General features: G+C 71.6%; 13 protein-coding genes. 4 read left to right on the top strand and 9 right to left on the bottom strand.

From position 1 onward, the window contains the following. Positions 1-39 precede the first annotated feature (39 nt). Positions 40-525 (bottom strand): MarR family transcriptional regulator, encoded by a 486-nt coding sequence (locus tag EV371_RS06235; RefSeq protein WP_207230421.1) that lies wholly within the window; start codon positions 523-525, stop codon positions 40-42. A gap of 51 nt (positions 526-576) precedes the next feature. On the opposite strand from EV371_RS06235, the gene EV371_RS06240 reads away from it, so the two are divergent. Next, positions 577-1914 carry a Bcr/CflA family efflux MFS transporter gene (locus EV371_RS06240; RefSeq protein ID WP_207230422.1) on the top strand — a complete coding sequence of 446 codons (1338 nt, stop codon included), beginning with the start codon at positions 577-579 and terminating at the stop codon, positions 1912-1914. Positions 1915-1927: 13 nt separating this feature from the next. On the opposite strand, the gene EV371_RS06245 is transcribed toward EV371_RS06240, so the two are convergent. After that, positions 1928-2917 carry a DUF4331 family protein gene (locus EV371_RS06245; RefSeq protein WP_130461205.1) on the bottom strand — a complete coding sequence of 330 codons (990 nt, stop codon included), beginning with the start codon at positions 2915-2917 and terminating at the stop codon, positions 1928-1930. Positions 2918-3129: 212 nt separating this feature from the next. Between EV371_RS06245 and EV371_RS06250 the strand changes: the two genes are divergently transcribed. After that, a complete protein-coding gene (locus EV371_RS06250; protein ID WP_130461206.1) occupies positions 3130-4374 on the top strand; it encodes a serine hydrolase in 1245 nt (414 codons plus the stop codon). A gap of 11 nt (positions 4375-4385) precedes the next feature. Here EV371_RS06250 and EV371_RS06255 read toward each other — a convergent pair whose 3' ends face one another. Further along, positions 4386-4760 (bottom strand): hypothetical protein, encoded by a 375-nt coding sequence (locus EV371_RS06255; RefSeq protein ID WP_207230423.1) that lies wholly within the window; start codon positions 4758-4760, stop codon positions 4386-4388. Between the two features lie 119 nt (positions 4761-4879). Here EV371_RS06255 and EV371_RS06260 point away from each other — a divergent pair, with 119 nt between their 5' ends. Next, complete coding sequence (locus EV371_RS06260; RefSeq protein ID WP_130461207.1) at positions 4880-5428, top strand: DUF1697 domain-containing protein; 549 nt, start codon at positions 4880-4882, stop codon at positions 5426-5428. A gap of 25 nt (positions 5429-5453) precedes the next feature. Here the strand turns inward: EV371_RS06260 and EV371_RS06265 are convergent, their stop codons facing one another. Continuing rightward, complete coding sequence (locus EV371_RS06265; protein ID WP_130465698.1) at positions 5454-6602, bottom strand: acyl-CoA dehydrogenase family protein; 1149 nt, start codon at positions 6600-6602, stop codon at positions 5454-5456. A gap of 78 nt (positions 6603-6680) precedes the next feature. Next, positions 6681-8213, bottom strand: a complete 1533-nt coding sequence (locus EV371_RS06270) for an acyl-CoA carboxylase subunit beta (protein ID WP_130461208.1) — start codon at positions 8211-8213, stop codon at positions 6681-6683. A 245-nt stretch (positions 8214-8458) separates the two neighbouring features. Here EV371_RS06270 and EV371_RS06275 point away from each other — a divergent pair, with 245 nt between their 5' ends. Next, positions 8459-9034, top strand: a complete 576-nt coding sequence (locus tag EV371_RS06275) for a snapalysin family zinc-dependent metalloprotease (RefSeq protein ID WP_130461209.1) — start codon at positions 8459-8461, stop codon at positions 9032-9034. A gap of 76 nt (positions 9035-9110) precedes the next feature. On the opposite strand, the gene EV371_RS06280 is transcribed toward EV371_RS06275, so the two are convergent. The 4 genes from EV371_RS06280 to EV371_RS06295 all read right to left on the bottom strand — a co-directional run bounded on the left by EV371_RS06280 (position 9111) and on the right by EV371_RS06295 (position 12881). Further along, on the bottom strand, positions 9111-9758 hold the full coding sequence (locus tag EV371_RS06280; RefSeq protein ID WP_130461210.1) for an MBL fold metallo-hydrolase: 648 nt from the start codon (positions 9756-9758) through the stop codon (positions 9111-9113). A gap of 38 nt (positions 9759-9796) precedes the next feature. Further along, entirely contained in the window at positions 9797-10702 is a 906-nt protein-coding gene (locus tag EV371_RS06285; RefSeq protein ID WP_207230709.1) for a hydroxymethylglutaryl-CoA lyase, read from the bottom strand. 112 nt (positions 10703-10814) lie between these two features. After that, positions 10815-12191 (bottom strand): ATP-binding protein, encoded by a 1377-nt coding sequence (locus EV371_RS06290; protein WP_130461212.1) that lies wholly within the window; start codon positions 12189-12191, stop codon positions 10815-10817. Between the two features lie 81 nt (positions 12192-12272). Next, positions 12273-12881 carry a TetR/AcrR family transcriptional regulator gene (locus tag EV371_RS06295; RefSeq protein WP_130465699.1) on the bottom strand — a complete coding sequence of 203 codons (609 nt, stop codon included), beginning with the start codon at positions 12879-12881 and terminating at the stop codon, positions 12273-12275. Positions 12882-12906 lie beyond the last annotated feature (25 nt).

Raw genomic sequence — 12906 nt, forward strand, 5'->3', positions numbered from 1 at the left:
CCGGGCGGGCCGCTGCCGTCAGGGTGCGGACGGGCCCGGTCAGTCGCGTTCGAGGGCACGGCGGGCCCGGAGGCGTTCGGCGAGCGCGCCGAGTGCCGCGGCGGCGTTGGACAGCTCGACCCGCTGCTCGTCGTCGATCTCGGCCATGGCGGCGGCGAAGATCCGGGCCCAGGCGTCCTCGATCCGGGCCGAGCCGTGCGCCGCCTCGACCGTCGCGTGCAGCCGTACGGCTCGCCGGTCGTTCGGGTCCGGTTCGCGGCGGATCAGGTTGCGGGCCACCAGGGCGCGGACGGTCGCGCTGACGTTGCTGGCGTGCAGCCCGAGGTCACGGGCGAGCGTGCTCACCGAGACGCCGGGGGCGTCGGCGACGTACCGCAGCACCTCCAGTTCGGACGGTGGCAACTGGCCCAGCCCGGCCGCGTCGACGCCGTGCTGCCGCAGCACCCGGCTCAGTTGGTACAGAACCGGTACGAGTGTCCTCGCCTGCCGGAGGACCGTCTCGTCCGCCATGGTCACTCGTTTCACCTCACGAGGATAACGCTAGACATAGTTATATAGGTATAGTAATTTGCCGTCGTGACTTCCGCCCCCTCGCGAAGCGAAGAGTCCAACCCACCGTCACCGCCCGAGACGTCCGGCGATCCACCCGCCGGGCCACCCGGCGAACCGCCCGCCAGGTCACCCGGCAGGTCACCCCGACTGCTGCTTCCCGCCCTGGTGCTACTGGCCTTCGTGCCGCCGATGGGCATCGACATGTATCTGCCGTCCTTCCCCCGGATGGCCGACGAGTTCCGCACCGACCCCGCCGGGATCCAGCTCACCCTCACCGCGTTCGTGATCGGGCTTGCCCTGGGACAGCTCGTGCTCGGTCCGCTCTCCGACCGGTACGGCCGCCGGCCGCTCATCCTCGCCGGCACGTCGGTCTGCGCGGCCTCCGCCGCCGCCTGCGCGTTCGCGCCCACCCTGACGACGCTGACCGCGCTGCGGTCCGTGATGGGCTTCAGCGCGGCGGCCGGGGTGGTGGTCGGCCGGGCCGTCATCTCCGACACCGCCCAGGGGCCGGCCGCCGCGCGGATGTTCGGCATCCTGATGGCGCTCACCGGCATCGCCCCGATCACCGCACCGCTGATCGGCGGCGTGGTCACCAGCGCCGCCGGCTGGCGGGCGGTCTGGGTCACCCTCGCGGTCGGGCTGCTGCTCACGCTGCTGGTCGCGCTCGTCGGCGTACCCGAGAGTCTGCCGCCGGACCGCCGGCACGCCGGCGGGCTCCGCGCCACCCTGGGCACCGCGCGGTCGTTGCTGACCGACCGGGTCTATCTCGGCTACATCTGCGCGTTCGGGTTCGGGTTCGCGGCCCTGTTCTGCTACATCGCCGCGTCGCCCTTCTTCCTCCAGTACGTCCTGGAGCTCTCCGTCCGGCAGGCCGCCGTCGCCTTCGCCGCCGGTGCGCTGATCGCCACCCTGAGCAGCGCGGTCAACGCCCGGGTCGTCGGTCGGGGCGCATCCCCGGCGGTCCTGCTCCGGATCGGCCTGGCCATCATGCTGGTCACCACCGGAGGGCTGCTCGCCGTCACCCTGGCCGGGGCACTCGACCGGGCGGTGGCGGTCGCACTGCTGCTCTTCTTCGTCGGGCTCGGCATGATCATGGGGAACGCGACCGCGCTGGCGATCCAACGCGTACCGAGGGCCGCCGGCAGCGGGTCGGCGGTGCTCGGCACCCTCCAGGGCGTACTCGCCGCGGTGGCGGCCCCGCTGATGGGGCTCGGCGGGCGGGACAACGCCGTGGTGCTGTTCCTCGGCATGACCGGCTGTGTCACGGTCGCCTGCCTCGCCCTGCTGCTCACCCGATCCGCGAAGCGGCCCCGGGGCGACCAGGTGCCCGCCGGGCCGGTTGCCGGCGCTCCGCCCGATTAGCGGAAGCGACAGGTCACGGCATGGGATTGGGCGGGCCGAGGTAGGGGAAGCCCGGCAACATGTCGTCGTGCGGCCGGAGCCCGCTCGGCGGGACCTTGCCGTTGCTCAGCCAGCCGAAGCGGTAGCTGAAGACGTCGTCGACGAGTGCCCGACCGTTCGGGTAGGCGGCCGGCTTGCTGCGGTCGTAGCGGAGGATGTCGGGCAGGCATTCCAGGGCGGCCTGCTTGGCCGCCTCCGGCGAGTAGCCACCCTGCTCCAGAAGTTGCGACCACGGGCCGAGGTAGTTCGCCACGTCGTCGACGGGCTGCCGCGAGTTGTACCGGTCCTTCTCGCCGTCCGGGTTGACGAACGGGTTGATGGTCGGGTTCCCACCCCGGTCGATCTGCTCCAGCACACCGTCACGGCGCCGGCTGATCGAGGCCCACACGCCGATCGCCGGCCCACCGAGCAGGTCGGCGGGTACGTCGAGGACGATCGTGTCGACGTTGTTGCCGGCGAAGTCGTCGTTCCCGGTCCATTCCATCCCGTGCAGGGCGCCCTCGACGTCGGCGAAGAACGGATCGCTGCGCAATCCGACGAAGAGCCGGATCGGTCCCGGGTCCTCGACCAGGACGGGCTGGACGGTGCCGTCGAAGCTGACCGGGAAGGACTCGGCGATCACCCGGCCGGCGGGCTCGGACTGGCGGGCGTCGGCTCCGGTGGCGTACCAGGCGGTCCCGGTCTGACCGCCGTTGTCGTACTCGGAGAACGTGAAGGTGAACGCGATGTCGGCGAGCGCGTCGCCGTCGGTGTCGATGTTGATCCGGTAGACCGCGCCGGGACAGAACTCCGGGCCGGTGGTGGCCGGCGGGATCGGGGGCGGGGCGACGGTCGGGTTCGCATTGATGATTAGTATCGTCCGGTCGACGTCCTCCATCGAGGTGAAGGCGAACACGTCGGTGAGTTCGAGCCGGCGGTCGTCGCCGGGGAACCCGAGGTTGTCAGCGCTGAAGTGGTTGGACATGGCGGCTCCTCGACCATCCGGGGCGGGGTGTCGTTGCGCAGGGAGTCGGCAGCGCCGTGTGCCGCTGGCACGGCTGCCCGGCCTGTTCAGGACCGGACGCTAGCGAGATCCAGGACGCCGCACGGGCGATTCGCGGACTCGTGCCCTACCGGGTGAACGCCCGAATTCCGAAACTGCCACCCGTACGGATGACGAAGATTACTCTCCGGAGTATGACCCGAGGGTTGCTCGCACTCAGGGTAGCCGCCGCAGCACTGGTGCTGCCGTCGGTGACCATGGCCGGCGCGCCCGGAGCCGCGATGGCGGGAACTGCGGCCCAGGCCAGGGCGGGTACTCCGGCCCGGCCCTGCCCGGCGCCGAGCCCACCGGTGGCCCGGCCGACCCGCCCCGCCCCGCCGCCGCTCGACCCGGCGAAGGCGGCGGTCGGTGGCCCCGCACTGGCGACGGCCGGCCTGGTCACCCCGTCCGGCGTCGCCGAACCGCCGAAGGTCACCGCCACCTCGTGGCTGGTCGCCGACCTGACCAGCGGCGCGGTGCTCGGCGGCTGCGGTCCGCACGAGTACGGCGTACCGGCGAGCGTGCAGAAGCTGCTGCTGGCGGCGGCGGTACTGCCACACCTGGACCCGCGGCAGGTCGTCGAGGTGACCGAGTCGGATCTCGACTTCGAACCGGGCAGCTCGGCGATGGGGCTGGTACGCGGCGGCCGGTACACCGTGGAGACGCTCTGGCTCGGCCTGATGCTCAACTCCGGCAACGACGCGGCGAACGTCCTGGCCCGGCTCGGCGGCGGTGCCGGCGGCCAGGCCGGCGGGGTCGCGGCGATGAACGCCGAGGCGGCCCGGCTCGGGGCACACCAGACGCACGCCGCCACACCGTCCGGGCTGGACGGCCCCGGGCAGTACACCAGCGCCTACGATCTGGCGCTGATCGCCCGCGCCTGCTTCGCGCACGCCGACTTCCGGCGGTACGCCGCCACGAAGATCGCGCAGGTGCCGGCACAGGCGGTCAACAACACCAAGGGCTATCCGATCTGGAACGACAACCAGCTCCTGCACCGCTATCCCGGCGCGCTGGGCGGCAAGACCGGCTACACCGACCTGGCCCGGCACAGCTTCGTCGGGGCGGCCGAGCGGAACGGGCGTACCCTGCTGGTCACCCTGCTCGGCGCGGAGTCGCAGCCGCAGCGTGGCTGGGAGCAGGGGGCGGCGCTGCTCGACTGGGGGTTCGGGCTGCCCGCCGCCGCCACCGTCGGCCAGCTCGTCGCACCGATCCCGACCGACTCCGGCAACCAGGTCTCCTCGCCGGCCGCCGGCGCTACCCGGGTACGCCTCGACGACCGGGGATTCCGCACCGACCAACTGTTCGGCGCGGTCGCCCCGGTCGTGCTGGTCGGCGCCCTGCTCGGGCTGCTGCTCCACCGGCGGCGCCGGGCCGCACGCCGCCGGATCGGCCGCTGACCAGGGTCCCGCTACTCCGCCGGGCGTACCGGGTCGACCTCGGAGACCTCCAGGAACCGGCTGGTCAGCTCGACGCCGCGCAACTCCTCCTGCCGGTGGACCGCCCGGCGCGGATCGGCCAGATAGGACTCGTACCCATCCCGCCCGGCGAACGACAGCAGGTGCACCTCGGTACACCCGTCCCCGGTGCGCAGCCGCTGCTCCAGCCGTCCGCCGTGCTCGGTCAGCAGCGGAAGCACCAGGTCCTCGTAGCGCCGGAAGGCGGTCAGATGCTCCGCCGGCACGTCGAGCACCGCGACCATCCGGAGCCGGCGGTGCGGGGTCGAGTCGTTCAGCCGCGTGTTCGGCACCGGGGGACGGTGGGACAGCTGGTCGTCGTTCGTCATCCGACGGAGTATGCCGGATCAGGATAACCTCGACACCGGGGCTGAACGGCCTCGCCAGCAGGGCCGAGGCCCCTTGGCGCCAGGGGGCCGGCCGGGTCGGTCGAGTCGAAGGAGAGCGGATGACCCGCTACGTCGCACTGCTGCGGGGCGTCAACGTCGGCTCGGGCAACCGGATCGGCATGGCCGACCTGCGCCGGATCGTCACCGACCTCGGCCACGACGACGTGCGGACCTACCTACAGAGCGGGAACGTGGTCTTCGGGGTGGCGGACAAGGCGGATCCGCAGCGGCTGGGCAGCCGCGTCCGGAAGGCCATCGCCGAGGAGCTGGGCCTGGACGTACCGGTGCTGGTCCGGTCCGGCCCGGAGCTGACGGCACTGGCCGGCGCCAACCCGTACACGAAGGCGAACCCGGACGAGGTCAAGCTGCTGGTGGCGTTCCTGGCCGAGCTGCCCGACCCGGGTCTGGCAGCCGAACTGGCCGTGCCCGGTACGGACACCGCCGAGTTCACCTTCGCCGGCACCGGCCGGGAGATCTACCTGCACTACCCGGACGGGTACGGCCGGACCAGGTTCGACAACGCCTACCTGGAGAAGCGGTTGGCCGTGGCGTCGACGACCCGGAACTGGAAGACCGTCCGGGCCCTGACCGACCTCACCACCGGCTGACCTCAGAGCCGGCTGACCTCGACGGCTACAGCCCCAGGTCACGGGCAATGATCATCCGCTGTACCTCCGAGGTGCCCTCGCCGATCTCCAGGATCTTCGAGTCCCGCCAGAACCGGGCCACCGGGAACTCGTTCATGAAGCCGTAGCCGCCGTGGATCTGGGTCGCCTCCCGGGCGTTGTCGACCGCGGACTCGCTGGCGTGCAGCTTGGCGATCGCCGCGTGCCGCTTGAAGTCCTCACCGGCCAGCATCCGGGCCGCCGCGTCGTAGTAGGCCAGCCGGGAGGTGTGCGCCCGGCGCTCCATGTCGGCAATCTTGAACTGGATGGCCTGGAAGTTGCCGATCGGCTGGCCGAAGGCGTGCCGGTCCCTGGCGTACCGGATGGACTCGTCGACGCAGCCCTGGGCGAGACCGACCGCCAGCGCCGCGATGGCGATCCGTCCCTCGTCGAGGATCCGCAGGAACTGGGCGAAGCCCCGACCGCGCTGGCCGAGCAGGTTCTCCGCCGGGACGCGGCAGTCGTCGAAGGTCAGCTCGTGGGTGTCCGAGGCGCACCAGCCGACCTTGGAGTAGCCGGGCGCGACGGTGAAGCCCGGCGTACCGGACGGCACGATGATGGTGGAGAGTTCCTTGGAGCCGTCCGGGTTGGTGCCGGTGACCGCGGTGACCGTGACCAGGCTGGTGATCTCGGTACCGGAGTTGGTGATGAACGCCTTCGAGCCGTTGATCACCCACTCGTCGCCGTCAAGCACCGCCCGGGTCGCCGTGCCACCCGCGTCGGAGCCGAAGCCCGGCTCGGTCAGCCCGAACCCGGCCAGTGCCTCGCCGCTGACCAGCTTCGGCAGCCACCGGGCGCGCTGCTCGGCGGTGCCGAACCGGTAGATCGGCATCGCGCCGAGCGAGACCCCCGCCTCCAGGGTGATCGCCACACTGGAGTCGACCCGGGCGATCTCCTCCAGGGCGAGGCAGAGCGCGAAGTAGTCGCCGCCCATCCCGCCGTGCTCCTCCGGGAACGGCAGGCCGAACAGCCCCATCTTGCCCATCTGCGCGACGATCTCGTACGGGAAGGTGTGCCGCTCGTAGTGTTCGGCGATGGCGGGCGCGACGACCTCACGGGCGAAGGACCGCACGCTCGATCGCAGCGCCTCGTACTCCTCGCTGAGCCGGAAGTCCATGGGTTCCTCCATCTGGTCGGCGCCCCGTCCCGCCGCCGTGTGGGCAGGTCCGCCGGGAACGCTCGTGGCCGGGATTCGCTAGACGGGCGTGACGCCGTGTCGGCGGCGGGAGAAGCTGCGGTCCTTGCCCCGGGCGGCGGCGAACCGCCGGACCAGTTCGGCCCGCAGGTCGCCCGGCTCGACGATCGCGTCCACGACCAGTTCGCTGGCCAGCCGGACGATGTCGATGTCCTGCTCGTACGCGGCGCGCCGCTCCGCGACGAAGGCAGCCCGCTCGTCCGGGTCCTCGATCGCGGCGATCTTGTTGGCGTAGACGGCGTTCACCGCCGCCTCGGCGCCCATCACCGCGATCTTCGCGGTGGGCAGCGCGATCGTCGCGTCCGGCTCGAAGCCGGGGCCGGCCATGGCGTAGAGCCCGGCACCGTACGCCTTGCGGACCACCACGCAGATCTTCGGTACGGTCGCCTCGCTGATCGCCGTGATCATCTTGGCGCCGTGCCGGATGATGCCCTGCTTCTCCACCGCCGTGCCGACCATGAACCCGGGGACGTCGGAGAGGAAGAGCAGCGGCACGTTGAACGCGTCGCAGAGCTGGACGAACCGGGTCGCCTTGTCGGCGGAGTCGACGAAGAGCACCCCGCCCTTGAACATCGAGTTGTTGGCCACCACGCCGACGACCTGGCCGTCGAGCCGACCCAAGCCGATCGTCAGCTCCCTGGCCCAGAGCGCCTGGATCTCCAGGAAGGAGTCGGCGTCGAGCAGGCCCTTGACGTACCGACGCATGTCGAACGCCTGCCGCTCGCTCGCCGGCACCAGCGCGGCCAGGTCGATCCTGTCCGGGGCGGCGACGGCGGGCGCGGCCGGCGGGGGCTGGGTCCAGTTCGCCGGCAGGTACGACAGGTAGCGGCGGACCACGTCGAGCGCGTCCGCCTCGGTCTTGCAGAGGAAGTGCCCGACGCCGGACTCGGCGCAGTGCACCCGGGCCCCGCCCATCTCCTCCAGGGTGGTCTTCTCCCCGGTCACCATCTCGACCATCCGGTCGGAGCCGAGGTACATGCTGGCATTGCCGTCCACCATCGCGACCACGTCGCAGAACGCCGGGATGTACGCCCCGCCGGCCGCGCTCGGCCCGAACAGCGCGCAGACCTGCGGGATGGATCCGGATGCGCGGACCTGGTTCCAGAAGATCTTTCCGGCGCCGCGCCGCCCGGGGAAGAGGTCGACCTGGTCGGTGATCCGGGCACCGGCCGAGTCGACCAGGTAGACCATCGGCAGGCCGTTGGCGTACGCCCGCTCGATGATCCGGATGATCTTCTCGACCGTACGGGCGCCCCAGCTGCCGGCCTTGACCGTCGAGTCGTTGGCCATCAGGCAGACGGGGCGGCCGTCGATGCTGGCCTGGCCGGTGACCACGCCGTCGGCGGGGAGCCCGTCGGCGTGCGCGTTCGCGTAGAGCCCGTCCTCGACGAACGATCCCTCGTCGACCAGCAGCGCGATCCGCTCCCGGGCGAAGAGCTTGCCCTTGGCCGCGTTGGCGGCGTGGTATTTCTCCGCTCCGCCGGCCCGGACCCGCTTGCCGAGTTGTTCCAGCGCCGCACCGTCGAGTGTCACGCCGACCCCCTCGTCCGCACCGGGACTGTCGTCGCCCCGCCCCAACCGACCTGAACGATCGTTAGGCTACTGCATCCGGGCCGGTCCGGGCCACTCGACCACGCATCCGGGCCGCCCCGGGCCACACTCGACCACCGTCATAGCGAACGACCACGTATCCGGACAGGATGTTGTAATTGACGTTTGTCTATAACTACGCTGCTGGCACCCCCAACCGAGCAGAGCACCGGATCGGAGAGTGCGTCATGACCTCACGCATCAGCCGGCTACTGGTCGCGTTCGTCGCGACGACGGGTGCCACCCTCGGCGTCACGCTGGCCAACCCCTCGCCCGCGTCCGCCGCCATGACCATCTGCTACAACACCAGCCAGGCGCCGAGCTACGTCAGCATCGCGAACCAGGCCGCCTCGATCTGGAACAACGCCACGTCGAACCTGACGCTCTCGGCCAACTGCGGCTCCAACCTGCGGATCTACCAGATCACCGGCGGCGGCTCGTACGCCGTGCGAACCAGCCTCGGCAACGGCCGGGTCTACATCGACACCCGGCAGGCGCAGCAGTACAGCCCGCTGCGGATCATGAGCCACGAGATCGGGCACATCCTCGGGCTGCCGGACAACTACAACGGCAACTGCGCGCTGCTGATGTCGGGTGGCAGTGCCGGTACGAGCTGCACCAACCCGTACCCGAGCAGCACCGAGGCCAACCGGGTCACCCAGCTCTTCGCCGGTACCCGGGTCGGGCCGGAGCGGGCCGACGACGTCGGCGGTCAGATCTTCCAGGACAGCTGGCCGGCGACGACGCTCGCCCCGATCGGCTGACCACCGCCCGAGCGGCGACCCGCGACGGAGGGGCCGGCGATTCGCCGGCCCCTCCCGGGCGCTACTCCACGCCCGGTCAGTCCAGGGTCACCGACTGGCCCGGGGCGATCCGGCCGTACTCGGTCTCGGCCTTCTGCTCGAACCAGCGATCCACGACCGGCGCCCCACGCTCGCTGAGCAGCCCGTCGTGGATCGAGTACGCCCGCCGGGGCTCGATTGCCCGGGTGAAGTTGAGCGACTCGGAGACCTTCAACCACGGTGCGCTGGTCGGCACCAGCAGCGTCGCCACCGGCAGGTCCGGTACGAAGAACGCGTCGCCCGGATGGTAGACCCCGCCGCCGCTGGTCCCGACGTCGACCACGAACCCGAGGTTCGGAATCCCGGGCAGCCCCTGGTAGATCTCGGCATGGTCGCCACCGACCGCCCGCACCCGGAACCCGCCCGCGTCGAACTCGTCACCGGCGGCGACCGGAACCACCGCCGGACCGAGGTCGGCCAGTTGTCTCGTCACGTCGGCGTGGGCGTAGATCCGCAGCGCCGGGTTCGTGGCCACCGCCGCGCTGATCCGCTCGGTGTCCAGGTGGTCGGGGTGCTCGTGCGTGATCAGCACGTGGTCGACCGAGTCCAGCGCCTCGGCCTCGGTCCACATGCCCGGATCGATCACCAGCGACCGTCCGTCCGCCTCCAGGCGTACGCAGGCGTGGGTGTACTTGATCAATCGCATTCGCCGAGCCTATCCCTGTTTCCCATTGTCCACTCCCGTTACGCCGCCGCCAGCCTGCTGCGCGGGCCGGCCCGGAGCACCCCGGACGGCAGCTCCCGACCGACGAGCTGCTCCGCGTAGGCCGCCACCTCCAGCAGGGCGTCCAGGTCGACACCGGTCTCGATGCCCATGTCGTGCAGCATGTGCACCACCTCCTCGGTGGCCACGTTTCCGCTCGCCCCCGGGGCGTACGGGCAGCCGCCGAGCCCGCCGACGCTGGCGTCGTACTCGGTGACGCCGAGCTCCAGCGCGGTCAGCAGGTTCGCCAGCGCGGTACCCCGGGTGTTGTGGAAGTGCAGCAGCACCGGGATGTCGGGCTGCCGGTTCCGGACCGCGGTGACGAGTTCCCGGACCCGACGCGGGGTGGCCATCCCCGTGGTGTCCCCGAAGGCGACCCGATCCGCCCCGTCGGCCACCACCCGGTCGACGATGCCGGCCACCCGGGCCGGGTCGACGTCCCCCTCGTACGGGCAGCCGAAGCTGGTCGCCACGATCACCTCGGCACTCGCCCCCGCCTCGTGCAGCAGCGCGATCAGCCCGGCGATGTCGTCCAGCGACTCGGCGGTCGAACGGTTGACGTTGCGCCGGTTGTGGGTGTCGCTGGCCGAGACCACCACCTCGATCTCGGTGAAGCCGGCCGCCAGCGCCCGCCGTGCGCCCTTCGAGTTCGGCACCAGCGCCGAGTAGCGCACCCGCGCCGCCCTGGCCGCCCGCGCCCACACCTGGTCGGCGTCCGCCATCTGCGGAATCGCCCTCGGATGCACGAACGAGACCGCCTCGATCCGGCGTACACCGGTGCCGCCGAGCAGTTCCAGCAGCCGTACCTTGCCGTCGGTCGGGACCGGGTCCTCGTTCTGCAGTCCGTCGCGCGGCCCGACCTCCCGGATCGAGACCGCGCCCGGCAGATCGCCCGTCATACCGTCACCTCGTTCCGCCCGCGCACATCTCTCGCCGTCCGGCCGCACACTCCGGCACCCGCATCCGGCCGCTCCATTTCGGCGCCCGCATCCGGCCCCCTCACTTCGGCGCCCGCATCCGGCCGACGATGCCGGTGTCGTAGTCGCCGCCGACGAACTCGGCGTTGTCGAGCAGCTCGGCGAAGAACGGCAGGTTGCACCTCGGCCCGGCGACCTCGAATCCGGCGACCGCCGTACGGGCCCGGTCGATCGCCTCGGCCCGATCGGCGCCGTACGCGATCAGCTTCGCCATCAGCGAGTCGTAGAACGGGGTGACGGTGGTGCCGAGGGCATACCCGGAGTCGACCCGGATCCCCTCACCGGTCGGTTCCGTCCACGCGGTCACCGCGCCCGGACCGGGCAGGAACCGCACCGGGTCCTCGGCATTGACCCGCAGCTCGATGGCGTGCCCGCGCGGGGCGAGCGCGTCCGGGTCGAAGGTCGGGGCGAGCCCGGCGGCCACCCGGAGCTGCTCCTCAACCAGGTCGACGCCGTAGACCAGCTCGGTCACCGGGTGCTCGACCTGGAGCCGGGTGTTCATCTCCAGGAAGAAGAACTCGGCGGAGTCGGCGGAGTCACCCTGGGCGTCCCGCTGGCCCGGGACCAGCAGGCACTCCACGGTGCCCGCGTTCCGGTAGCCGACCGCCTCACCGGCCCGGACCGCCGCCGCCAGCAGCCGCTCCCGCAGTCGGGCCGAGACGGCCGGCGACGGCGACTCCTCGACCAGCTTCTGGTTGCGCCGCTGCACCGAGCACTCCCGCTCGCCGAGCGCCACCACCCGGCCGTCGGGCAGGCCGAGGATCTGCACCTCGACGTGCCGGACCCGGGGGAAGTAGCGCTCGATCAGCACCGAACCGTCCCCGAACATCCGCTCGGCGAAGGCGCGCACCCGGTCGTACTCGGTGCGCAGGCCGGCGGGGTCGCTGGCGACCGCCATGCCCATCCCGCCACCCCCGGCGGCGGCCTTGACCATCACCGGGTAGCCGATCACCTCGGCGGCGGCGAGCGCCGCCTCGACCGTTTCCGCCGGGTCGGTGGTGCCGGGCGCCACCGGCACGCCCGCGGCGGCCATCAGGTTCCGAGCGTTAATCTTGTCGCCCATCGCGGCGATCGCGTCGGCGCCGGGGCCGACCCAGACCAGACCGTTCGCCTCGACCGTACGGGCAAAGTCCGCGTTCTCCGACAGGAAGCCGTAGCCGGGGTGGATCGCCCGGGCACCGGTCGACTTGGCGGCGGCGAGAATCGCCTCGGGATTGCGGTAGCTCTGGACCGGGTTCGCCGGCCCCACGCAGACCGCCTCGTCGGCCTCCTGCACGAACGGCAGGTCGGCGTCCGCCTCGGAGTGGACCACGATCGTCCGTACGCCGAGTCGCCGGGCCGTCCGGATGATCCGACGGGCGATCTCGCCACGGTTCGCGACGAGCAGGGACTCAAACATGCTGGTGTTCACCCTCTCAGTACTCGACCGGCCGCACCTGGTTGTGCGGCCGTCCGCGACCCGGCTCGGTGAACTTTTGGTTCAGTTGTCCGGGTCGGCGAGCAGCGCAGCCAGGGTAGCCGCCCGGAGCAGCGCGGCCCGGCGTTGGCGGTCCACCTCGCCGCCGAGGAACGGTGTGGAGTTCATCAGGCCGAAGGCGGCGTGGGCGAGCACCCGTGCCTCTCCCGCCGACAGTTTCGGGTGCAGCCCGGTCAGCACCCCCACCCACTCCTCGACGTAGAGCCGCTGGAGCCGCCGGATCTGCCGCCGGGGCTCCTCCGGCAGCCGGTCCAGCTCGTGCAGGTGCAGCGCGATGACCGCCGGGTTGGCCAGGGCGAACTCGACGTGAAAGTCGATCAGGGATTCGAGCGCCGCCCGGGAGTTGTCGGGGTGCTCCGCGACCCGCTGCCGGCCGCCGGCCAGCAGCCCGTCACTCACCGGCATCAGCGCGGCGACGAGCATCGCCTCCTTGCCGGCAAAGTGGTGGTAAAGGGCCGGACCGGTCACCCCGGCGGCCGATCCGATGTCGTCCATCGAGACTCCGTGATAGCCACGGGCCGCGAAGAGGCCGACCGCGATCTCCAGAATCTCGTCGCGCCGGGACCGCCGTCGCCGCACGCCGCCGGCGGACGCGCCGGCCTCCGTCGCCATCACCTGCTCCTTCACCGTCACCCGA

This window comes from Plantactinospora sp. CNZ321, from assembly GCF_004217235.1.

Coding starts and splice junctions, on each gene's coding strand:
- EV371_RS06245 (WP_130461205.1), bottom strand. CDS start 2,917: ATGTCCAACCACTTCAGCGCTGACAACCTCGGGTTCCCCGGCGACGAC.
- EV371_RS06250 (WP_130461206.1), top strand. CDS start 3,130: ATGACCCGAGGGTTGCTCGCACTCAGGGTAGCCGCCGCAGCACTGGTG.
- EV371_RS06255 (WP_207230423.1), bottom strand. CDS start 4,760: ATGACGAACGACGACCAGCTGTCCCACCGTCCCCCGGTGCCGAACACG.
- EV371_RS06260 (WP_130461207.1), top strand. CDS start 4,880: ATGACCCGCTACGTCGCACTGCTGCGGGGCGTCAACGTCGGCTCGGGC.
- EV371_RS06265 (WP_130465698.1), bottom strand. CDS start 6,602: ATGGACTTCCGGCTCAGCGAGGAGTACGAGGCGCTGCGATCGAGCGTG.
- EV371_RS06275 (WP_130461209.1), top strand. CDS start 8,459: ATGACCTCACGCATCAGCCGGCTACTGGTCGCGTTCGTCGCGACGACG.
- EV371_RS06280 (WP_130461210.1), bottom strand. CDS start 9,758: ATGCGATTGATCAAGTACACCCACGCCTGCGTACGCCTGGAGGCGGAC.
- EV371_RS06290 (WP_130461212.1), bottom strand. CDS start 12,191: ATGTTTGAGTCCCTGCTCGTCGCGAACCGTGGCGAGATCGCCCGTCGG.
- EV371_RS06295 (WP_130465699.1), bottom strand. CDS start 12,881: ATGGCGACGGAGGCCGGCGCGTCCGCCGGCGGCGTGCGGCGACGGCGG.